General features: G+C 63.5%; 19 protein-coding genes. 11 read left to right on the forward strand and 8 right to left on the reverse strand.

Translation table 11 applies throughout. From position 1 onward, the window contains the following. Positions 1-76 precede the first annotated feature (76 nt). From BMY84_RS05745 to radC, 4 genes are all read right to left on the reverse strand, one after another. On the reverse strand, positions 77-2,899 hold the full coding sequence (locus BMY84_RS05745; protein WP_093081468.1) for a TonB-dependent receptor domain-containing protein: 2,823 nt from the start codon (positions 2,897-2,899) through the stop codon (positions 77-79). A 142-nt stretch (positions 2,900-3,041) separates the two neighbouring features. Further along, complete coding sequence (locus tag BMY84_RS05750; RefSeq protein ID WP_093081470.1) at positions 3,042-4,100, reverse strand: potassium channel family protein; 1,059 nt, start codon at positions 4,098-4,100, stop codon at positions 3,042-3,044. Then, a complete protein-coding gene (locus tag BMY84_RS05755) occupies positions 4,097-5,164 on the reverse strand; it encodes a LysM peptidoglycan-binding domain-containing M23 family metallopeptidase (RefSeq protein WP_093081473.1) in 1,068 nt (355 codons plus the stop codon). Before BMY84_RS05755 ends, BMY84_RS05750 begins: the two co-directional genes overlap by 4 nt. Positions 5,165-5,246: 82 nt before the next feature. Then, positions 5,247-5,942, reverse strand: coding sequence for a RadC family protein (radC, locus tag BMY84_RS05760; RefSeq protein ID WP_093081830.1), 696 nt, complete (start codon positions 5,940-5,942; stop codon positions 5,247-5,249). Positions 5,943-6,088: 146 nt separating this feature from the next. Here radC and BMY84_RS05765 point away from each other — a divergent pair, with 146 nt between their 5' ends. The 4 genes from BMY84_RS05765 to BMY84_RS05780 all read left to right on the forward strand — a co-directional run bounded on the left by BMY84_RS05765 (position 6,089) and on the right by BMY84_RS05780 (position 10,269). After that, positions 6,089-9,322, forward strand: coding sequence for an intermembrane phospholipid transport protein YdbH family protein (locus tag BMY84_RS05765; protein WP_093081832.1), 3,234 nt, complete (start codon positions 6,089-6,091; stop codon positions 9,320-9,322). Further along, complete coding sequence (locus tag BMY84_RS05770) at positions 9,319-9,507, forward strand: YnbE family lipoprotein (RefSeq protein ID WP_093018195.1); 189 nt, start codon at positions 9,319-9,321, stop codon at positions 9,505-9,507. The genes BMY84_RS05765 and BMY84_RS05770 overlap by 4 nt, the downstream gene beginning before the upstream one ends. After that, positions 9,504-9,884 (forward strand): YdbL family protein, encoded by a 381-nt coding sequence (locus BMY84_RS05775; RefSeq protein ID WP_093081476.1) that lies wholly within the window; start codon positions 9,504-9,506, stop codon positions 9,882-9,884. The genes BMY84_RS05770 and BMY84_RS05775 overlap by 4 nt, the downstream gene beginning before the upstream one ends. Positions 9,885-10,002: 118 nt before the next feature. Next, positions 10,003-10,269 (forward strand): hypothetical protein, encoded by a 267-nt coding sequence (locus tag BMY84_RS05780; RefSeq protein ID WP_093081478.1) that lies wholly within the window; start codon positions 10,003-10,005, stop codon positions 10,267-10,269. 79 nt (positions 10,270-10,348) lie between these two features. Here the strand turns inward: BMY84_RS05780 and BMY84_RS29650 are convergent, their stop codons facing one another. Further along, positions 10,349-10,504: a hypothetical protein gene (locus tag BMY84_RS29650; protein WP_177203905.1), complete on the reverse strand. Its 156-nt coding sequence runs from the start codon at positions 10,502-10,504 to the stop codon at positions 10,349-10,351. Between the two features lie 385 nt (positions 10,505-10,889). Further along, the gene (locus tag BMY84_RS05785; RefSeq protein ID WP_177203906.1) at positions 10,890-11,195 is read right to left on the reverse strand and encodes a metalloregulator ArsR/SmtB family transcription factor; all 306 of its coding nucleotides are present in this window, start codon (positions 11,193-11,195) and stop codon (positions 10,890-10,892) included. 191 nt (positions 11,196-11,386) lie between these two features. Here BMY84_RS05785 and BMY84_RS05790 point away from each other — a divergent pair, with 191 nt between their 5' ends. The 5 genes from BMY84_RS05790 to BMY84_RS05810 all read left to right on the forward strand — a co-directional run bounded on the left by BMY84_RS05790 (position 11,387) and on the right by BMY84_RS05810 (position 14,030). Further along, positions 11,387-11,710, forward strand: a complete 324-nt coding sequence (locus tag BMY84_RS05790) for an AtpZ/AtpI family protein (RefSeq protein WP_093018192.1) — start codon at positions 11,387-11,389, stop codon at positions 11,708-11,710. A gap of 47 nt (positions 11,711-11,757) precedes the next feature. Then, positions 11,758-12,543: a F0F1 ATP synthase subunit A gene (locus tag BMY84_RS05795; RefSeq protein ID WP_093018191.1), complete on the forward strand. Its 786-nt coding sequence runs from the start codon at positions 11,758-11,760 to the stop codon at positions 12,541-12,543. A 60-nt stretch (positions 12,544-12,603) separates the two neighbouring features. Continuing rightward, positions 12,604-12,831 carry a F0F1 ATP synthase subunit C gene (locus BMY84_RS05800; protein ID WP_006961951.1) on the forward strand — a complete coding sequence of 76 codons (228 nt, stop codon included), beginning with the start codon at positions 12,604-12,606 and terminating at the stop codon, positions 12,829-12,831. 88 nt (positions 12,832-12,919) lie between these two features. Beyond that, positions 12,920-13,414 (forward strand): F0F1 ATP synthase subunit B family protein, encoded by a 495-nt coding sequence (locus tag BMY84_RS05805; RefSeq protein ID WP_093081484.1) that lies wholly within the window; start codon positions 12,920-12,922, stop codon positions 13,412-13,414. Then, entirely contained in the window at positions 13,407-14,030 is a 624-nt protein-coding gene (locus BMY84_RS05810) for a F0F1 ATP synthase subunit B family protein (RefSeq protein WP_093081486.1), read from the forward strand. Before BMY84_RS05805 ends, BMY84_RS05810 begins: the two co-directional genes overlap by 8 nt. Before the next feature lie 286 nt (positions 14,031-14,316). Here BMY84_RS05810 and BMY84_RS05815 read toward each other — a convergent pair whose 3' ends face one another. Beyond that, positions 14,317-15,624 carry a M20/M25/M40 family metallo-hydrolase gene (locus tag BMY84_RS05815; RefSeq protein ID WP_093081489.1) on the reverse strand — a complete coding sequence of 436 codons (1,308 nt, stop codon included), beginning with the start codon at positions 15,622-15,624 and terminating at the stop codon, positions 14,317-14,319. A gap of 137 nt (positions 15,625-15,761) precedes the next feature. After that, positions 15,762-16,814, reverse strand: a complete 1,053-nt coding sequence (locus tag BMY84_RS05820) for an NAD(P)-dependent alcohol dehydrogenase (protein ID WP_093018184.1) — start codon at positions 16,812-16,814, stop codon at positions 15,762-15,764. Between the two features lie 155 nt (positions 16,815-16,969). Here BMY84_RS05820 and uvrC point away from each other — a divergent pair, with 155 nt between their 5' ends. Together uvrC and BMY84_RS05830 are read left to right on the forward strand one after the other, a co-directional pair. After that, positions 16,970-18,883 (forward strand): excinuclease ABC subunit UvrC, encoded by a 1,914-nt coding sequence (gene uvrC, locus BMY84_RS05825; RefSeq protein ID WP_093081492.1) that lies wholly within the window; start codon positions 16,970-16,972, stop codon positions 18,881-18,883. 313 nt (positions 18,884-19,196) lie between these two features. Next, the gene (locus BMY84_RS05830; RefSeq protein ID WP_093081494.1) at positions 19,197-20,555 is read left to right on the forward strand and encodes an NAD-dependent succinate-semialdehyde dehydrogenase; all 1,359 of its coding nucleotides are present in this window, start codon (positions 19,197-19,199) and stop codon (positions 20,553-20,555) included. Positions 20,556-20,607 lie beyond the last annotated feature (52 nt).

The following is a 20,607-nucleotide window of genomic DNA, read 5'->3' on the forward strand; positions in this document are numbered from 1 at the left end:
GTCATGCATGTTGGTCGCAAAGAAAAAGGGCGCGCTTTGATAGCGCGCCCTTCCATTCGATAAGCGACTGGATCGCTTACATTTTATAGGACAGGCGCAGATAACCGAACTGGCCCGGCACATCATAGCTGGTCGTATCGAAGTTCGCGCCGTCACAGGTGCCGCACAGCGGCGGGTCCTGATTGAACAGATTGTTGACGCCCAGCGTGAAGCGCGCGCGGTGGTCCATCCAGTCGGGCGAGAAATAGGCCTGAATGTCGCCATAGAAGGTCGCCTTCATGACATTGCCATCGCCCTCGGTGACTTTGCTCAGATAGCGGCCGGTGAAGGACAGGCCATAGCCTTCGGTCGAATAGTCCAGCGTCGCATTCGCCTTGAAGTGGGGATAGGCCTGATCGCTCGATCCGCAACGTTCCGTGCCAGCGCACTTGATCGTCGGCGCGCCCAGATCGGCTGGCGGCTTGATGTTGTACTTCAGCAGATAGGCGGCGTTGACGTTCAGGCCGATCGATCCGTTGCCGACCATCTTCGACCGATAGTTCAGCGTGCCGTCGATCCCGTCGGTTTCGATCGCGTTGAGGTTTTGCAGTACGCCGTTGATGCCCGCCACCGCGCCGCTGCCGGTACGGGTGATCGCAGCGCAACTGATCGGATCAGCCTCGAACGCGCAGCGTTGCAGCGTGAGCGAGGCGGGCACCGAGTCGATCGCGTTCTTCAGCGTGATGGTGTAATAATTGACCTCGATGCTGAACTGGCTGGCGAAACTGTCGCGCGCCCAGGCGGGGCTGTAGACGCCGCCCGCTGTCCAGGTCTTGGACGTTTCCGGCTTCAGGCCGGTAAAGCCCTGCGAGAAGACGCCGAGCTGGCCGCCCTGCGGTTCGGCATAGCTGCCGGTGTCTGGTACGCCATTGGCGATACAATTCGCCCGCACGGTGGCATTGGTCTGCCAGGCGCTGCCCGGTACGTTGGTGCAGGGATCGTTGATCGTCGCGTCGGTGCGGGAGCGGCCGGCATAGAGTTCGCCGATGCTGGGCGCGCGCAGGCTTTCGGCATAACCGCCGCGTAGCAACAGGTCACGGGTCGGCTTCCACAGGCCCGACACGGTGTAAGTCGTGTTGCTGCCGAAGCTGCTGTAATTGGAATGGCGCACCGCGCCGTCCAGCTCCAGCTTCTGGAAGAAGGGCGTATTGGCCAGGATGGGGATGCGAATTTCGCCATAGACTTCATCGACATTGAAGCCGCCGCGCGCAGGACTGGTCGGCACGTCCGCACCCAGGCCCGCGGTGATGATCGGATCGGGCGTGTAGGACGCCTGCTGGTCGCGATGTTCATAGCCGATCGCGAAGCCCACGGCACCGGCCGGCAGGTCGAACAGGTCGCCCGACAGGTTGGCGGTGACGTCCCACAATTCCTGTTCGCTGCGGTCGCGCTCGTCAAAGGTCACATAGTCGAGCATCGCCTGGGTGATGGAGCCAGCGCCGCCGAAGATGTTGAACGGCACGCAGGCGCCGGTGCAGTCTGCGACCGGGCCGAGCGCCTGCGCCAGCTTTGCGGCATTCAGGTTGCCGGTGAAGGTCTGGTGCGCATTGTTGGTGCCATAGCTGCCGTTGACGTCCCAATACCATTTATGCTCGCCGACATCGAATGTGCCCTCCAGCGTGGCCGCCATGGTCAGCGTGTCGACTTCCTGGCTGAAGATGCGCGGCCCGCCCTCCACGAAGCGGCGACGGATGGTCGAATAATTGGCCTCGTTGCCGTCCGCGCCGGACGACAGGGTGACGCCGAACGGGTTGTAGGGATTGGTGGAATGAACCGAAATGGTGTCGAGCAGATTGCCGTTGCCCGCATCCGGCCCGATGAACAGCGGAAGGAACGCCGCCTGCGTGGTCGATTCACGATGCTGATAGACCAGTCGGGTGCGCAAGCTGACCGCGTCGGAAAATTCGAACTTGCCGTTCAGGAAGGCGCCATAGCGTTCGGAAGGCGTCAGCAGATAATTATAGGGCGCGAAATTGAAGGAGTCGGTCGAGCTATTATAGGCGCGATAGTCGCCCTCCACCGGTGCGCGACCGATGATCGGATTACTGAGCGTCAGGCTGCGGCCCAGCACGTCGTAACGGCCATTGGGTGTGGCGCTGGAACAGCCGCCATCGGCGCAACTGCTGCCGCCTGCGGCGGGCCATTGCGAGATGGAGCGGTCGGCCGTGCTGACCCCTTCCTGCTTCACATAATTGCCGCCGAAGACGATCGATACGCGATCTGCCTGAATGCCGTAGCTGGCATTGATGTCATAGGTATGCCCGTCGCCCTGACGGAAGGTGCCGAACTGGGCCGACATGTCGAGGCCCTTTTGCGACTGGCGGGTGATGATGTTCACCACGCCCGCCACCGCATCCGAACCATAAAGTGGGGAGGCGCCCGATTGCAGCACTTCCACCCGCTCGATCATGCTTTGCGGGATGGTGTTGAGGTCGACCGAGGCCGGGATGCCGCCCGCTGCCGATCCGTTGACGTAACGCATGCCATCGACCAGCACGAGCGTCCGCTTGGCGCCGAGATAGCGAAGGTCGATTTCGGCCGAGCCGGAGCTGACGCCGGTACCGTCGGGCGGGCCGCCGATATTGCCGGCATTGTTGGTCTTGGTATTGAGGCCGCCGGCCGCGCTGGGGATGCGTTGCAGCACATCGGCGATCGAGGTCAGGCCGGTGCGGGCGATCGCCTGCTGGTCGACCGTCACGATCGGCTTGTCCTGTTCCAGCGGATTCTGGCGGATGCGGGAACCGGTGACGATGATGGCGGTGCCATCGTCGGCCTGTGGTTCGACTTGGGCAAAGGCGGGAATGGTCCAGGCGACGACCGACAGGACGACGCCACATTGCAAGGCACTTTTAAAGCGCATGTTACACCCCTCTATAAGACCGGTGAGGGGAGTGTTTCCGTTCTACTACAGCAAGGCAATCGGGGCGGGGTGAATGTAGCGCGAATTTTGCAATATGTTGCCGGTTCGCAACAAACGCGAACGATCCGTCTCTGCTGATGCTCTATTCGTCGGCGGGCGCCTTCCGATCCTGTCCTTCGTCCACGATTTCGATGATGCAGTCGCCGGTCTGGAGCCTTTGCGCCGCGTCCTCCCAGAAGCCGATCGGCCGGTCCTCGCGATAGATGCGCACGCCGAGGCCGGTGCGGATGGCGGACAAGGGGCTGCCTATTTCCTGCGGCAGGACAGGGCGTTCGTTCAGCTTCACACGCCCGCCCGACGCCGCCAGATCGGCCATATAATCGGCGATATGCCGGCCGCTGGTGCTGCCCGCCAGCAGCAGGCCGGCGAAACTGACCGGGTTGATCACCGTGGTCGCGCCCGCCTGCCGTGCGGGCAGTTCATTATCCTCGTTCCGCACGACGATGCTGATCGGCAGGCGCGGGGCGAGGTGGCGGGCAGTGAGCGTGATTAGGATCGACGTGTCGTCGCGCCCGGCCGACACGATCATGCTGCGGGCGCGGTGGATGGCCACGTCCTTCAGCGTGCGGTCGCGGGTGGAATCGCCGCATAATATATTGCAGCCCTGCGCTTCGGCCAGCGCCAGCGCCTTTTCGCTGCCGTCGATCACGACGATCTCGCGCGGGTCTACGCCGCGCGCCAGCAGTTCGTTTACCGCTTCCTGCCCGCTGGTGCCGAAACCGGTGACGATGATGTGATTATGCAGGTCTGCCTGAATACGCGCCATGCGCCACCTGTAGAGGATGTTGCGGAAAAAGAGATTATAGGCCGTGCCAAGGAAGATCAGCCAGACGAACAGCCGGATCGGCGTCACGAAAATCGATTCGAACAGCCGCGCTTCGGGCGTGACCGGCACGATATCGCCATAGCCGACCGTGGTGACGGTTACCGTGGTAAAATAGAGGACATCGATGAAACTGATCTGATTGTCATAATTGTCCTTCAGCCCGTCGCGCCCGAACCAGTGGAGCGCCAGCACCACGCCGATCAGCCCGAACACCAGCGCCACGCGCCATGTCAGGTCCGCCCAGATCGGCAGGCCGGATCGCCGCCGCAGGAACCCGGCCGTGGGGGAGGAGGCGGGCGGCCGGTCGATCCTCATGCCGGGGGAAGCTGGCCTATGGGGTTCACCGGCACGCGGTCCTTGCGCAGTTCGAAATGCAGCTTGGGCTTGCTGGCATAGCCGGTGTCGCCGGTCAGGCCGATGACCTGTCCCTTGCTGATCTTTTGCCCGCGCACGACATCGACACGGCTGGCATGGCCATAGGCGCTGACCCAGCCGCCGCCATGGTTGATCAGCACCAGCCCGCCGAACACCGCTACCTTATCTCCGGCATAGGCGACGACGCCGTCGGCCGACGCGCGGATCGGCGTGCCCACCGGCGCCGCAATATCGATGCCATTATTCTTCGCGCCGCTTTCGCCGGGGCCGAAGCGGGACAGGATCATGCCCTTGACCGGCCAGGCGAAGCTGCCGGCGAAGCGGGCGGGTTGGGCGATGGGGACGTTGGTCGGCAGCGGTTTGGTGCCGGTCGATGCCGCCAGATGGGGCGTATTGTCGGCGATGGCGGGCTGGCCGCCGGTCAGCACATCATCAATATCGATGCGGAAGGCGGCGGCGCGTCGTTCCATGCTCGGCGGCACGGCTGGGGATGGGGTGGCGCTGGCACCGGGCAGCAGCAGGCGCTGGCCGCGCCGCAGCACATAGGGTTCCTCCAGCCCGTTCGCGTCGACAATCTGCCGCCATGGCACGCCATAGGCGGAAGCGATCGCGATGCCCGTCTCGCCCTCCGCCACCAGATGATAGCGGCCGCCGGGGATGGCCAGCCTTTGCCCCGCGCGCAGCATATAGGGCGCGGTCAAGCCATTGGCCCGCGCGATCGCTTCGGACCCGGCGCCGGTGCGATTGCCTACGCCACGCAGCGTATCGCCGGGCTGGACGACATAGGTGGAGGCCGACACCGGCCGGGCATTGGCGACGACCTGCTGCGCGGTCCAGACCGGCTCGGGTTCGGCCAGCTTCACGCTGGAAGCGTCCCCGTCCATCCGGGGCGGCGGGGTGTAGGATGGCGCGGGTTGGGCGCGATCAGCCTGATGGGGAATGCAACCGGCCAGCATCAGCGAACCGGAGGACAGGATGAGAAGAGAGAAAGGCAGGCGCTGCATCGTCCTTCATTTACCGTATCCGGTAATGGTTTCCAGCCCTTAACCATCATGCTCGCTTGCCACCGGTCCGAAACGGGACTCACTATAGCAACCCCTGCGCCCGCAGGCTGCTGTGTCCGCTCGCGGCGATGATGATATGATCGTGCACCGCGATGCCCAGACGCTTGCCGGCGTCGATGATCTGCCGGGTGATGTCGATATCCTGCCGACTGGGGGAGGGATCTCCCGATGGATGATTGTGGACCAATATCAAAGCCGCCGATCCCAGTTCCATCGCGCGTTTGATGACTTCCCGCACATAGATGGCGGCCTGATCGATCGATCCGACGCCCATATGATCGTCGCGGATCAGCATGTTGCGGCTGTTCAGGTGTAGTACGCGCACCCGTTCCACCCCCAGATAGGCCATGTCCGCCCGCAGATAGTCGAGCAGCGCCTGCCAGCTTGCCAGCACCGGGCGCGCGGCGACTTCGTTGCGCAGCAGGCGCAGCGCGGTCGCCTGCACGATCTTGATCGCGGCGACGCTGGTGTCGCCCATGCCGGGCACACGGGCGATCGCCTGCCAGTCCGCGCTCATCAGGCCGCCGATCCCGCCGAAGCTGCGCAGCAATTCCTTGGCCAGCGGCTTGGTGTCGCGGCGGGGGATGGCCAGCGCCAGCAGATATTCGATCAGTTCATGATCATGCAGCCCAACGCCGCCAGTCTCGGCCAGTTTCTGGCGCAAGCGGGCGCGGTGGCCCGCGCCGTCATGCGTGGCTTTTGCATCCTCGTCGGCCAAATCCACGCCCCCCGTTGCGGTGTTTGAAAGGCTATGCGTTGCGGAATCGCGGGGCAAGGATATTTAAAAGGATATTTCCGCCGTGCAGGACGTTATGGTCCCGTTACGGACGGATGCGTCGCAGTAAGCCGGGGTTGGCCATAGGCATGGAAGAACAGGACGGCGAAGACACGGTTCGCCGGGCATGGTTGCGCTGGCTGGGCGTGGGCACGGGGTCATTGGCGCTGGTGCTGGTCGGCCTGTGGACGCAGCGCGCGCCGATTGCCGAGAATTTCGTCAGCCGCGAACTCAACCGGCGGGGCGTTCAGGCCAATTATGATCTGGTTGATGTCGGCTTTCGCACCCAGCGGATCGAAAATATCGTGCTGGGCGATCCCGCCCGGCCGGATCTGACCGCCCGCTGGGTGGAGGTGGACATCGCCTTTGCCGGATTGACGCCGCAAGTGGCGGCGGTGCGGGCCAGCGGCGTGCGGCTGCGCGGCTCCTATCGCGACGATGTGCTGCGACTGGGCGAACTGGACAAGTTTCGCGATCCCGATTCGACCGCGCCGTTCAGCCTGCCCGACATATTGGTCTCGCTGGCCGACGCGCGCATGACGCTGGATACCGATGCCGGGCGCGTGGGCATGCAACTGGACGGCAGCGGCAATCTCCAGTCCGGTTTCCATGGACGGCTCGCCGCCGCCATGCCGCGCGCCGCGCTGCCCGGATGCGGCCTCACCATGGCGCGGGCGATGGTCGCCATCGCCATGCAACAGGGGCAACCGCATCTGAGCGGGCCGATCAGCGCCGATGCGATGGCCTGCCGCAGCGCTGGCGCTGCGATTGCCCGGCCCAGGGCGGTCGTGGACCTGACGCTGGGCAAGGCGCTCGAACGCTGGACCGGCCATGTCGACCTGTCGGGACAGGCGCTAAAGGGCAGCGGTCTGGTGCTGGCGTCGCCGGATGGGCGGATCGATTTTGACGGCACGGCGCAGCGGACAGCCGGGCGCGTCCGGATGGGTGCGCGGGCGCTGACGGGGCAGGGCGCGCTGTTGCGCGACGCCGCGCTGACCGGCGACTGGTCGGTCGGCAAGGACGGCGCCAGCCTGAAGGGGCAGATTGCCGGGCAGGATCTGCATCTGGCCGGGCGCGATCCGCTGGCCGGGCTGCGTGCTTCGGCTGCCGGAACGCCGGTCGCACCACTTGCCGCAAAACTGGCCGATGCGGTGGATAAGGCGGGCGCCCATAACCGGCTGCAAACCCGCTTCGCGCTGGTTCAGAAGACGGGCGGCGGCAGTCTTGTCATCACCGATGGCGGGCTGGAGGCGAGGAGTGGTGCGCGCATTGGTCTGGGCGCCGACAGCCGGTTGGCCCTGACTTGGCCGGGCAAGGCCGCGGCGATAGACTGGGCACTGGATGGCGCGGTGACGACGGATGGCGGTGGCCTGCCTCGCGCCGCGCTCAAGCTGGCGCGGCGGCCGGGCGGCGGCTTTGGCGGGCAATTATTCGTCGATCCCTATGCGGCGGGAGACGCGCGGCTGGCGCTCGATACGGTGCGCTTTACCGCTGATCGTAACGGCGCGACCCGGTTCGCGACAACGGCGGTGCGGCTGGACGGGCCTTTGCCCGATGGCCATGTGCGCGGCCTCAGCCTGCCGGTCGAAGGGCGGATCGCCGCCAATGGCGCAATCGCGATCAATCCGGGCTGCGTACCGCTTTCGCTGGTGGAGGCGCGCTATGGCAATTTCGCGCTCGGCCAGACGCGCCAGACCCTGTGCCCGGTGGACGGCGGCGCGATGATCGCTACCGGTCCGTCCGGTGTCAGCGGCGGGGCGGCGATCCGCGATCTGGCGCTGACCGGGCGGAGCGGTGACAGCCTGATGCACCTGACCGCCGATCAGGCGCAGGTGCGGCTGGGCAAGACCGGCTTTGCCATGACCAATGCCGCGCTGGCGATCGGCCCGCAGGACGCGCCGGTGCGCCTGTCCGCCGCGACGCTGGACGGGGCGATGATCGCCAGCGGCTTTGGCGGTAAGGTCAGCGGCGCGGGCGGGCAGATCGGCACTGTGCCGCTGATCGTGGAGCAGGGCGTGGGCGACTGGCGCTTCGCCAGCGGCGCGCTGAGCTTCAAGGCGGCGATGACCGTGCGCGATGCGCAGGCGACGGCCCGCTTCCATCCCATGCCCGTGCCCGATTTCGCCCTGACGCTGAAGGATGGCCGCATCGCCGCCACCGGGACGCTGACGGCGCCGCAGGGCGACGCGGCCGTGGCGAAGCTGGACATCGCGCATGATCTGTCCAGCGGGAAGGGGCATGCCGACCTGACCGTGCCGGACTTGCGGTTCAACGCCAGCCTCCAGCCAGAGCAGATCACGCCGCTGGCGATGGGCGTGGTCGCCAATGTGAACGCCACCGTCGCCGGGCAGGGTCGAATCGACTGGACCGGCTCCACCGTCACCAGCAGCGGCACCTTCCGCACCGACAATGCCAATCTCGCCGCCGCCTTCGGTCCGGTGGAGGGGCTGTCGGGCGAAATCCACTTCACCGACCTTATCAACATGGTCACTGCGCCCGGTCAGCAAGTGACGATCCGCTCCGTCAATCCGGGTGTGGAGGTGCATGACGGCACGGTCCGTTACCGGCTGGAAGCGGGGCAGAAGGTGCGGATTGAAGGGGGCGGATGGCCCTTTTCCGGTGGAAAGCTGGAATTGCTGCCGACGACGATGGATTTTTCCGCCGATGTCGACCGCTATCTGACCTTCCGGGTGATCGGTCTGGACGCGGGTGCCTTCATTCAGGCGATGGAACTGGACAATGTGTCGGCGACCGGCACGTTCGACGGCATCATGCCGCTGATCTTCAATGCAAAGGGCGGGCGAGTCGCCGGTGGCGTGCTGGTCGCCCGGCAACAGGGCATGCCTCCGCTGATCATGCCCGAAGGCGTGCTGCCGGTGATCCCCTGCGATCCCACGCGCCAGTCGGGCGTGCTTTCCTATATCGGTCCCGTCTCTAACGAACAGGTCGGCGTCATGGGCAAGATGGCCTTCGACGCGCTCAAAGATTTGCAATATAAATGCCTGACCATATTGATGGACGGTGCGCTGGATGGCGAGATGGTGACGAATGTCGTCTTCAACGGCGTGAACCGGGGCAAGCTGGGCGATGCGCCGACCGGCATTTCGCGCAGCTTCATCGGTCTGCCCTTCATCTTCAACGTGCGCATTTCCGCGCCGTTCCGGGGGCTGATGGGCACGGCCCAGTCCTTCATCGACCCGTCGCAACTGATCCAGAACAGCATCGGCGACAAGGTGCAGGGCGAAATGCGCACGGGTACGCAACAAAATCTTGCGGTTCAGCCTGCGGAAAGCGAAAAGGCGATAAACGGGGAGCCGAAATGAAGATACGAGCAATCATGACGGCCGGTTTCGCCGGTCTTGCGCTGGGGGGCTGCATCCAGGTGAAGGCCCCGGACAAGCCGATCGAAATCAACCTGAATGTGAAGGTGCAGCAGGAGGTTGTGGTGAAGCTGCAACGCGACGCCCAGGACCTCATTCAGAATAATCCGGAGTTGTTCCCGCAATGACACGCAAGATGTTCTTTGTTGTCGCCGCGCTGGGCCTGGCTGTCGCCGGGCCGGTCATGGCACAGTCGGGCGCCGTCGCCGCTGCGATGAGCGCGGGCACCGTGGGCGAACAGGCCGACGGCTATCTCGGCATCGCCGGCACGGTCGGCGCCGATATCCGCTCCGAAGTCGAATCGATCAATATCAAGCGCCGCGCCGCCTATACCCAGTTGGCCGGCCAGCGCGGCGTGACCGTGCAGGACATGGCCGCCGCCACCGCTTGCCAGACGCTCACCCGCCTGAAGCAGGGCCAGGCCTATCGCATCGGCGCGGGCGCGTGGCAGACCAAGGGGGCAGGGGCGATTTCGCTGCCATCCTATTGCGCGACGGCGGGCTGAACGCCGGGCGTGATTGCAGGTACTGAAGGCGCGGTGGCACTGTCACCGCGCTTTTTTTGTGTTGAGCGAGGCGCGGAGCGCTGTCACCTGTGATGAGAATGCTCCACGGATATAGGCGATGACCCAGCTTCCAGAAATTTTAGCCGTAGTGTCACGTCCTATCGTGATGATTGCCGTTGGGGCTGCCATCTACAAAATTTTCAAGTTTTTCGTTTCCACCAGGAAGGCGGCTGGGTTCAGCCTGTCCCTGACGACAGCGATTTTCCTGGCGGAACTGGGCACGATCGAGATGCCGGACCTTTGGCTCGCGTCATTGTTTTCGACATTGGCTGGCTTTGGTATTTTGGCATTCCTATTTTGGAAGAAATGTCAGGTGCGGATTTAGGGCGCCGCGCTTTTTTGTCTCTTGCTCGGTTTCGTCACCCCAGCGACCCGAAGGGCGGCCAAAGGCCAACGCTGGGGTCTCAGGCGATGGCGGGATAGGGTTGGATAAGCGCCGTGCTGCACTGTTTGGCGCCGCCGCCTGAGATGCTAGCCTTCGCTGGCATGACGGTAAAAAGGGCTCTCAAGATCACTTGCGGACGTTTAAGAGCAATGGGAAAACGATCGAATGCGGACATGGCTCTTACCCTTAATCATATTACTCTCAGGATGTTCGCATGCGACGACAAGTTCGTCTTATGGCTGCGGAGGAGAGCAAAGGCATCAGTGGAAGCTCCGTCGTCCGCCAGACGACGCTGCAGGGCTTCTAGCTTTAGCTAAATCCAAGCCCGTTTGGGCTGGCCAGAGAACCGCACGCGAAAGGTGGTTTTCGATGGATGACCGTCTAATGCTGTGTCGCAGTGACACAGATGGTAAGCGGCCTGGGGCAGCCGAGTGGTGGATATTCAACAACATAGCATCGCCCACTTTGGAAGATAGCGATGGCTTATTGATTGTTTCTTAGAAGGCGGAAAGTGCTCCTACGGCTTCCATACGCAGACAGTCCGCTCGCCACCCGCCACCTCACTCCCGCCCACGCCGCCGCGGCCTTGCTTCCGCAATCTCCCGCGCCTGATCGCAAAAGGGTGTCAGGAAATCATAGAGTTGCCCGGTCAGTTGCTCTGGCACCAGCGCGTAGATGACATATTGGCCGCGCTTCTGTTCGCGCACCAGGCCGGCTTCCTTCAGCACCGCCAGATGCCGCGAAATGGACGGCATCGCCATTTCGAAATTGTCGGCAATCTCTCCCACCGTCATCGGTTCGGCGGCCAGATAGTGCAGGATGCGGCGGCGTGGTTCGGACGCCAGCGCCTTGAAGATCTTGTCCATTCTCATTTAGCTAAATAGGAAAATAGAGAAACGCAAGGCGCCGGCGCCTATTGTCCAAAAGGCCGATTTCCGTGGCTTTTGTCGGGGTTGACACTCCGACCAACCCTTCCTAGAGGGGCCTCGCCTTGACGGGTGCAGCCGCAAGCGCCATGCCAACCACCACAGGCTGTAAGGTCTGATGGAGGAGATGCATGGCCACGGATACACCCGGACAGGACCAGGCGGGCGAGGACTCGCGGATCGCTTCCTTGGAGGAGCGGATCGCGAAGGCCGAGCATGTCGAAAAGGTCAGGCAAGGTGCCACGGAACAGGCTGCGGACGATGGGTCGCGGTTGGGGAACCGGGTGCTGGCGGAACTGATCGGTGGTCTTGTCGGTGGCGCGTTGATCGGCTGGGTTCTTGACCGGTGGTTCAACACGACACCCTGGCTCCTGCTGGTGTTCCTCGGTCTTGGGATCGTGGCGGCCTTCAGGAATATCATCAGATTGACGACGACGAAGCCGCCCGAACAATAAGGCCGCTTCGCTCTTAGTCCGAATGCTAGACGGCAACAGGGGTCCAAGTGGCAGAATCCGGCAAAATCGATCCGATGCACCAGTTTGCGATCGAACCTCTGTTCGGTACGGATCACCTGTCGCTCGGCGGTTTCAACATCGCCTTCACCAACAGCGCGCTCTATATGGTGCTGGCTGCTGTAGTGCTGTGGATCTTCGTGATCGGCGGCATGAAGCGCGAACTGGTCCCCGGTCGCTGGCAGATGGCGGTCGAATATATGACCGGCTTCATCAAGAACCTGCTGATCGCCAATATCGGTGAAAAGGGCCGGAAGTACATTCCTTATGTCTTCTCGCTCTTCATGTTCATCCTGCTCGCCAACCTGCTGGGCCTGTTGCCGCTGGGGCTGATCGGGATGCACCCCTTCACCTTCACCAGCCACTTCACCGCAACCGGCGTGCTGGCGATCATGAGCTTCTCGATCGTGCTGATCGTCGGCTTCTGGAAGCATGGTTTCCACTTCTTCTCGCTGTTCGTGCCGCACGGCACGCCGATCGCGATGGTGGTGCCGCTCTTCTTCATCGAACTCGTCTCCTTCATGGTGCGTCCGTTCAGCCTTGGCCTGCGACTGTTCGTCGCGATGACCGCTGGCCACGTGCTGCTGAAGGTGCTCGCAGGCTTCGTCATCAACAGCGCCAACGCCTCGCCGGCCTTGGGCCTGACCGTCGGCACCGCCAGCTTCATCCTGATGATCGGCATCAGCGCGCTGGAAATGCTGGTCGCGGTCATCCAGGCCTATGTGTTCGCACTGCTGACCTCGGTCTATCTGAACGATGCCGAGAACCTGCACTAAGGTTTCAAGTTTCGCCTGATTTGTTCAACTTTCATCTGATTTAACAAAGGAGTTTACGACATGGACGCAGAAGCCGCAAAGCTGCTCGGTGCTGGCCTGGCCGCGATCGGTGCGGGCATCGCCGCCCTCGGTGTGGGCAACGTGTTCAGCGCGTTCCTCGAAGGCGCGCTGCGCAATCCGGGCGCCGCTGATGGCCAGCAGGGCCGTCTGTTCATCGGTTTCGCCGCGGCGGAACTTCTGGGTCTGCTGGCGTTCGTTATCGCCATGATCCTGGTGTTCGTGGCCTAATAGCCCGAATTTGGAGCGGGCAGGGTGGCCATTGCGCCGTGCCTGCCCGCTTCCCTGTTGACCGCCCTCTGATCGGACGGACCGTAAAATGCCTCAAATCGCGCAAATCGCCGATACCTATTCCAGCCAGATATTCTGGTTGCTGGTGACGTTCGGCTTCGTCTTCTTCGTCATTGGCCTGGGCATGGTGCCCAAGGTTCAGGGTACGGCGGACGCGCGCGACGCGAAGATCAGCGGCGATCTGGACGCGGCCAAGGCGGCTTTCGCCCGCGCCGACGAAGCGGAAGCCGACTATCGCGTTCGCGATGCCCAGAACCGCACCGCCGCTCAGGCTGTCGTGGCGAAGGCAAAATCGGAAGCAGCCAAGGCTTCGGAAGTGAAGCTCGCCGCCGCCGATGCCGAAGTCGCCAGCAAGATTGCTGCGGCCGAAGCCCGCATCCAGGCCGCAAGCACTGCGGCGCTGGCCCAAATCGAAACCGTCGCCGTCGATGCGGCGCGCGACATGGTGGCTCGCATTTCCGGCGTCGATGCGTCGGAAGAGGCAGCCCGCAACGCAGTAAAGGCGGCACTGGCCCATGGCTGAGGCGGCAGCACATGCAGCGCATAGCGCAGCAGCGGACGTTCCGCACCTGAACCAGGCGATCCATAGCGAAGGCATGGAACCGGTCGGCACCGTTGCCCATGAAGGCGTCGAGCCGCATACCGATCCCAAAGCGGTCGGCATGGACGCGACGGCCTGGGTCAGCCTGGCGATGGCGGTGTTCATCGTCATCCTGCTGGTCAAGAAGGTGCCTGCCCTGATCGGCAAGGCGCTGGACGGCCGGATCGCCCAGATCAAGGAGCAGCTGGCCGAAGCATCGCGCCTGCGCGCCGAAGCCGAAGCACTCAAGGGCGAATATGAAGCCAAGCTGGCCGCTGCGGCCGGCGAAGCGGACGCCATGCGCAAGGCTGCCGAGCATGAAGCCGAAGGGCTGATCGCCGACGCCAAGGTGAATGCCGAAGATCTCGTCGCCCGTCGCCAGAAGATGGCGGAAGACAAGATCGGCGCCGCCGAACGCGCCGCCATCGCCAGCATTCGCGCCAAGACGGTGAACGCGGCCACCGCCGCCGCCGCTGCCCTGATCGCCCAGGGCCATGATGCCAAGGCGGACAAAGCACTGGTCGACAGCGCGATTTCGGGCCTCGGCACGATCAACTGATCGGATCAGATCGCAACAGAAAAGGGCCGGTGCGGACGTCGCACCGGCCCTTTTCTGTTTTGGCGATTTTGAATTATCTACCCCGTTCATCCTGAGTAGCCCCTTCGACTGCCTGCCAAGGCAGGCGCTCAGGACAGGCATTGAGCGAAGTCGAAATGGCGTATCGAAGGACAGGCGCTTCGATACGGGTCTTCGACAAGCTCAGCCCCTACTCAGCACGAACGGTGATTTGATATGACCTGTTTTCAATCTGACGGAGGCCAGTCAAACCTCCGTCAGATTCCGTCTATTGCCGATATCCCGCGGCCGCCAGCAGTGCGATCAGGTCCATCCGCTTGACCTTCAGCGAGGGTTCCGCCGTCACGTCGATCCATTCGTCCGGCGAATGGCCGCGCCCGCCAGTCGCCGCGCGCGGGATGGTGACGGCGGGAATGCCCAGGCTCATCGGCACATTGGCGTCGGTCGAACTGAAGCTCAGCCGGGCACTCACGCCCTCCGCCGCATAGGCCGCCACGGTCTGGCGGACCAGCGCGCTGCTGGTGTCGCTATGACCGGCCGGACGATCGCCGATCATCGTCTTGTCGACGCTGATCGCACCTTCCTTCGTCGATCGCGCCGCATTTTCGGTCGCGACCGCACGGTCCGCCGTCGCCAGCATCGCTTGTTCCAGCTTCGCCAGTTCCTCCGCGCTTTCCGACCGCATGTCGACCTGCAACCATATCTCCTCCGGAATGGCGTTCACGGACGAACCGCCACCCACGACGCTGGCGCTATAGGTTGTCTTGGGCGATGTCGGCACCGGGATCTTGTACAGGTCCACCACTGTCTGGCTCATCGCCGTCATCGGATTGACCAGCCCGAACGCGCCGAAACTGTGGCCGCCCGGTCCCTTGAAGCGCAGCTTGTACCGTTTCGATCCGACCCCGCCGGTGACGATGCCGTCGGTCGAGCTATCATCCATCGAAAAGAAACTGGCGATGCGGCCCTGATATTTGCCTGCATTGAACAATTGCTTCGCGCCGCGCAGGTCGCCCAGACCTTCCTCGCCGACATTGCCGACGAACAATATGTCCATCGGCGTTTCGATTTTGGCCGCGTTCATCGCCTTGGCCAGGCTCATCAGCGTGGCAAGGCCCGACGTATCGTCGCCGATCCCCGGCGCCATCAGGCGATTGCCCTCGCGCTTGACCGTAACCGGCGTGCCTTCGGGAAAGACGGTATCCAGATGCGCCGCGATGACGACGACCTTGCCACCCGGCTTGCCCGTGCCACGCCGCAGCGCCAGCACATTGCCCACCGGATCAATCTCCACATCGGTGAAACCGGCGGCGCGGAACAGATCGGCATAGGCCTTGCCACGCGCCTGTTCCTTGAAGGGCGGAGCGGGAATTTCGGTCAGGGTGATGATGTTCTTCACCCATTGCTCATGCTCGGCTTCCAGCGCGGCGAAGGCGGTTTTCACCGCCGGGCGCGCGCGGATGGCGGCGACCGTCTTTGCATCTGCGGGGGAAGGAGCGGGGGCCGTTGCGGCAGGGGCGATAGTGGCCGACAGGGCCGTTCCCGCCAGGATCATGCTTAGCGCCAGGCGCTTCATTCTACGTCCTTTTCGTTATTATCAGTGCAACACGCCGGGCCGGTCTAAAGAGTGCGCCCCTGAATTGTCGAGCCTGTGTTCCAACGAAAAAGGGGGCGCGTTTCCGCACCCCCTTTCCCTATCCATATAGGATCGGATCAGGCCGCCAGCGTGGCGCTGTCGATCACGAAACGATATTTCACGTCGCTCTTCACCATCCGCGCATAGGCGGCTTCGATATCCTGCGCGGCGATCAGTTCGATTTCGGAGGTGATGCCCTTTTCGGCACAGAAATCGAGCATTTCCTGCGTTTCGGCAATGCCACCGATCAGCGAACCGGCAATGGCGCGGCGCTTGAAGATCAGCGCGGCAACATTGGGCGAGGGGTGCGCATGTTCGGGCACGCCCACCAGAGTCAGCGTACCGTCCCGCTTCAACAGGGTGGTGAAGGCGTCCAGATTATGGCTGGCGGCGACCGTGTTCAGAATGAAGTCGAAGCTGTTGGCATGGGCCGCCATCTCTTCCTCATTGCGCGACACGACCACTTCGTCCGCGCCCAGATCCAGCGCGTCCTGCCGCTTCGACTCGGACGTGGTGAAGGCCACCACATGCGCGCCCAGCGCATGGGCCAGCTTGATGCCCATATGGCCCAGGCCGCCGATACCGACGATGCCGACCTTCTGCCCCGGTCCGACCTTCCAGTGGCGCAGCGGCGACCAGGTGGTGATGCCCGCGCACAGCAAAGGCGCGACGGCGGCCAGTTGTTCGGGCGCATGGCTGATCTTCAGGACGAAATCATCCTTCACGACGATGCTCTGCGAATAGCCGCCCAGCGTATGGCCCGGCGCATCTTCGGTCGCGCCATTATAGGTGCCGGTGAAGCCGGTTTCGCAATATTGCTCCAGCCCTTCGTCACAGGCGGCGCAGCTCTGGCAGCTGTCGACCATACAGCCGACGCCGACGGTGTCGCCGACCTTGAACTTGCTCACATGGTCGCCGACGGCGGTAACATGGCCGACGATTTCATGGCCGGGTACGCAGGGATATTGGGTGCCGTCCCATTCTGACCGGACCTGATGCAGGTCCGAATGGCAGACGCCGCAATAGGCGATGGCGATCTGCACATCATGGGCGCCGACCGCGCGCCGTTCGATGTCGATGGATTCCAGCGGCTTGTCGGCGGCATAGGCGCCATAGGCTTTTACGCTCATTGGGTGGTCCCTTTGATGCTGATAATGTCGCCAGAGATGGCGAGGAGGATTTGGAGAAGCCGTAAATCTATACAGCTCGGTATAGATAGGAAGGAAACCGGTCGCGATCAACCCCGCCCATTGCCAAACTACCGTGCCGCGCTATCTCTGCCCCCATGTCCGGCCCCCAATCCCCCGATCGTTTCAACGAAGACAAGGCGAGCTTCACCGTCACCGGCAGCCAGCCGGATATCGATGCAGGAGTGGAGGCGATCCGCACGACGCTCCGGACGCTGCCGACCCGTCCCGGCGTGTACCGGATGCACGATGCGCGCGGCGATGTTCTCTATGTGGGCAAGGCACGCGCGCTGAAGAACCGGGTGTCCAATTACACCCAGGTCGAACGCCTACCCAACCGCCTGCGCCGCATGGTGGCCCAGACCCGCAGCATGACCATCGTCACCACCAACAGCGAAGCCGAAGCGCTGTTGCTGGAGGCGCAACTGATCAAGCGCTACCGCCCGCCCTATAATGTCCTGTTGCGCGACGATAAGAGCTTTCCCTTCATCCTGCTGCGCGACGATCACGCCTTCCCTCGCGTCCAGAAGCATCGCGGCGCGCGCAAATATAAGGGCCGTTATTATGGTCCCTTCGCCAGCGCCGGATCGGTGACGCGCACTATCAATGCGCTGCAAAAATTGTTCCTGCTGCGCTCCTGCACGGACAGTTTCTTTTCCAACCGATCGCGGCCCTGCCTGCTTTATCAAATCAAACGCTGCTCGGCCCCCTGCGTCGATCGGATCGATGCGGCGGGCTATGCCGAACTGGTCGGCGATGCGCAGGACTTCCTTGGCGGCAAATCGACCGCCGTGCAGAAAAAGCTGGGCGCGGCGATGGAGCAGGCGGCCGAGGCGCTGGATTTCGAGCAGGCAGCGGTGATCCGCGACCGGCTGAAGGCGTTGACCTTCATTCAGGGGTCGCAGGCGATCAATGCCGAAGGGCTGGGCGATGCCGACATCTTCGCGCTGGCGGAAAAGGGCGGATCGATGTGCATCCAGGCCTTCTTCATCCGCGGCGGCCAGAATTGGGGGCATCGCAGCTTCTTCCCCGTCCACACCGCCGACGTCGCGACGGAGGAGGTGCTGGAAAGCTTCATGGCGCAATTTTACGAGGAAGTACCGCCGCCCAAGCTGATCCTCACCGATCGCGAACCGGCCGAGTGCGAGTTGATGGCGCTGGCCCTGACCGAACGGATCGGAAGCAAGGTTCGGATAGAGGTGCCCCAGCGCGGCGACCGCACCCGCCTGATCAAGCAGGCCCAGCGCAACGCGGTGGAAGCGCTCGACCGGCGACTGGCGGAGACGACCAGCCAGGGCCGCATCATGGAGGATATGGTCGAAGCCTTCGGGCTGGAGGGCGTGCCCGACCGGATCGAAATCTACGACAACAGCCATATTCAGGGCGCGCATGCGCTGGGCGCGATGGTGGTCGCCGGGCCGGAAGGGTTCCGCAAGAACGCTTATCGCAAGTTCAACATGAAAGACCCTGCGATCAGCAACGACGATTTCGCGATGATGCGCGAGATGTTCGAACGGCGCTTCGGCCGCGCGCAGAAGGAAGATCCGGATCGCGACAGCGGCGAATGGCCTGATCTGGTGCTGATCGACGGCGGCAAGGGCCAGCTATCGGCGGCCCGCACCATGCTGGAGGAAATGGGCATAGAGGATGTGACCATGATCGGCGTTGCCAAGGGGCCGCATCATGGCCGGGAGGGGCGGGAAGTCTTCCACCTGCTGGACGGCCGCGAAATCACCTTCCCGCTCAACCATCCGGTGCTCTTCTACCTCCAGCGCCTGCGCGACGAAGCGCACCGCTTCGCGATCGGCGCCCACCGCGCCAAGCGTAGCAAGGCGATCACCGTCAGTTCGCTGGACGAAGTCCCCGGCATCGGCCCCGCCCGCAAGAAGGCACTGCTGATGCACTTCGGCACCGCCCGCGCGGTGCGCGACGCCGCGCTGGACGACCTCGCCAAGGCGCCCGGCGTATCGAAGGCGGTCGCGCAACAGGTCTATGATTATTTCCATGGGTGATGGGTGGTCTAATGGCTTTAATTGCCCCTACCGCAGGCGGGAGGGGCGGCGAGACTTAATGAGCGCAGCGAATTTAGTCGCAGCGGGGTGGGCATTCGCAACGTTGCGCATGCCCACCCCCTAACCCCCTCCCGTTCACGGGAGGGGGAACCGCAATGCTTCTAATCGCGATCCACCACCTCGATTGCTTACCCCGCACATCACCCTATCCCAGTGACACTGTGAACTTCGCCCCTGCACCCGCGTTGTGACCCTGCAAGAGCATCCCCATATTGCCCTTTCCACCCTGAATCATTCCCGTCCGGAGCCCGTCATGAAAAGCATCAACCCCGCCACCGGTGAGGAAATCGCCGTCCATGAGGCGCTGATCGAAGCGCAGATCGATGCTGCGCTCGACCGGGCGATGGCAGGCTTCGCGACATGGCGGGAGACGGACCTGACGGAACGGACCGCGCTGCTGTCCGACCTGGCCGATGCCTATCAGGAGCATCGTGAGCGCCTCGCCCGCATGGCGACGCTGGAAATGGGCAAGACGCTGAAATCCGCGCTGGCAGAGGTCGACAAATGCGTCGCCGTCTTCCGCCATTATGCCAAGGCTGGTCCGGCTATGCTGGAGGGTGGCAGCATCGCGCTGGCATCCGGGGGCAAGGCCGATCTGGTCTGGCTGCCGATCGGGCCGGTGCTGGCGGTGATGCCGTGGAATTTCCCCTATTGGCAGGTCGCCCGTTTCCTGGCCCCCTGCATCCTCGCCGGCAATGTCGGCCTGCTCAAACATGCCAGCAATGTGCAGGGTGTCGCCGCGCTGATGCAGGAGATGATGACGCTCATCGCCGCGCCCGACGGCCTGTTCCAGAACTTGCCCATCCGGTCGGACGCGGTCGCCGCGATCATCGCCGACGATCGGGTCGCCGCCGTTACCCTGACGGGCAGTGAGGGGACAGGGCGCGCCGTCGCGGAACAGGCGGGCCGGGCGCTCAAGAAGGTCGTACTGGAATTGGGCGGGGCCGATCCCTTCATCGTTATGCCCTCGGCTGATCTGGACGCGGCGGTGAAGCAGGCCGTCACCGCCCGCATCCAGAATACGGGCCAGTCCTGCATCTGCGGCAAGCGGATGATCGTCCATACGGATATCTATGACGCTTTTCTGGAGCGCTACACGGTGGCGATGATGGCGGTAAAGGCCGGTGATCCGTTCGATCCGGCGACCGACATGGGGCCGCTGTCCAGCGAGGAACAGCGCCGCACCGTGCAGGAACAGATTTGGAAGCTGAAGGCGGCTGGCGCCACACTGATCGGCGGCGAGGCGCTGCCGGGGCCCGGTGCTTATCTGAACGCCGGTATCCTGACCGATGTGCCGACCGATCCCGCACTGATGGGGGAGGAGATTTTCGGGCCGATCGCCATGCTCTTCCGCGCGAGCGACATCGACGATGCGATCGCCATCGCCAACGCGATCCCCTTCGGCCTGGGTTCGTCGGTCTGGACCAGCGATCCCGACGAGCAGGCCCGCTTCATTCGCGATGTGCAGGCCGGCATGACCGCCGTGAACCAGATGCTCGCCTCCGCGCCCGAAGCCCCCTTCGGCGGTGTGAAGCGCTCAGGCCATGGTCGGGAACTGGGCCCCTATGGTCTGCATGAATTCATGAACCTGAAGAGCGTCTATCGGAAGTGAGGGAGAAGGATGGGCTCCTGCTTTCGCAGGAGCACGCTTCGCTCTAGGAGGG

Source organism: Sphingobium sp. AP50, assembly GCF_900109095.1.
Taxonomy (GTDB): domain Bacteria; phylum Pseudomonadota; class Alphaproteobacteria; order Sphingomonadales; family Sphingomonadaceae; genus Sphingobium.

Excerpts from the sequence above, each read along its gene's own strand:
- BMY84_RS05745 (WP_093081468.1), bottom strand. The coding sequence starts at position 2,899 with ATGCGCTTTAAAAGTGCCTTGCAATGTGGCGTCGTCCTGTCGGTCGTC.
- BMY84_RS05750 (WP_093081470.1), bottom strand. The coding sequence starts at position 4,100 with ATGAGGATCGACCGGCCGCCCGCCTCCTCCCCCACGGCCGGGTTCCTG.
- BMY84_RS05755 (WP_093081473.1), bottom strand. The coding sequence starts at position 5,164 with ATGCAGCGCCTGCCTTTCTCTCTTCTCATCCTGTCCTCCGGTTCGCTG.
- BMY84_RS05765 (WP_093081832.1), top strand. The coding sequence starts at position 6,089 with ATGGAAGAACAGGACGGCGAAGACACGGTTCGCCGGGCATGGTTGCGC.
- BMY84_RS05770 (WP_093018195.1), top strand. The coding sequence starts at position 9,319 with ATGAAGATACGAGCAATCATGACGGCCGGTTTCGCCGGTCTTGCGCTG.
- BMY84_RS05775 (WP_093081476.1), top strand. The coding sequence starts at position 9,504 with ATGACACGCAAGATGTTCTTTGTTGTCGCCGCGCTGGGCCTGGCTGTC.
- BMY84_RS05780 (WP_093081478.1), top strand. The coding sequence starts at position 10,003 with ATGACCCAGCTTCCAGAAATTTTAGCCGTAGTGTCACGTCCTATCGTG.
- BMY84_RS29650 (WP_177203905.1), bottom strand. The coding sequence starts at position 10,504 with ATGTCCGCATTCGATCGTTTTCCCATTGCTCTTAAACGTCCGCAAGTG.
- BMY84_RS05785 (WP_177203906.1), bottom strand. The coding sequence starts at position 11,195 with ATGGACAAGATCTTCAAGGCGCTGGCGTCCGAACCACGCCGCCGCATC.
- BMY84_RS05790 (WP_093018192.1), top strand. The coding sequence starts at position 11,387 with ATGGCCACGGATACACCCGGACAGGACCAGGCGGGCGAGGACTCGCGG.
- BMY84_RS05800 (WP_006961951.1), top strand. The coding sequence starts at position 12,604 with ATGGACGCAGAAGCCGCAAAGCTGCTCGGTGCTGGCCTGGCCGCGATC.
- BMY84_RS05805 (WP_093081484.1), top strand. The coding sequence starts at position 12,920 with ATGCCTCAAATCGCGCAAATCGCCGATACCTATTCCAGCCAGATATTC.
- BMY84_RS05810 (WP_093081486.1), top strand. The coding sequence starts at position 13,407 with ATGGCTGAGGCGGCAGCACATGCAGCGCATAGCGCAGCAGCGGACGTT.
- BMY84_RS05815 (WP_093081489.1), bottom strand. The coding sequence starts at position 15,624 with ATGAAGCGCCTGGCGCTAAGCATGATCCTGGCGGGAACGGCCCTGTCG.
- BMY84_RS05820 (WP_093018184.1), bottom strand. The coding sequence starts at position 16,814 with ATGAGCGTAAAAGCCTATGGCGCCTATGCCGCCGACAAGCCGCTGGAA.
- uvrC (WP_093081492.1), top strand. The coding sequence starts at position 16,970 with ATGTCCGGCCCCCAATCCCCCGATCGTTTCAACGAAGACAAGGCGAGC.
- BMY84_RS05830 (WP_093081494.1), top strand. The coding sequence starts at position 19,197 with ATGAAAAGCATCAACCCCGCCACCGGTGAGGAAATCGCCGTCCATGAG.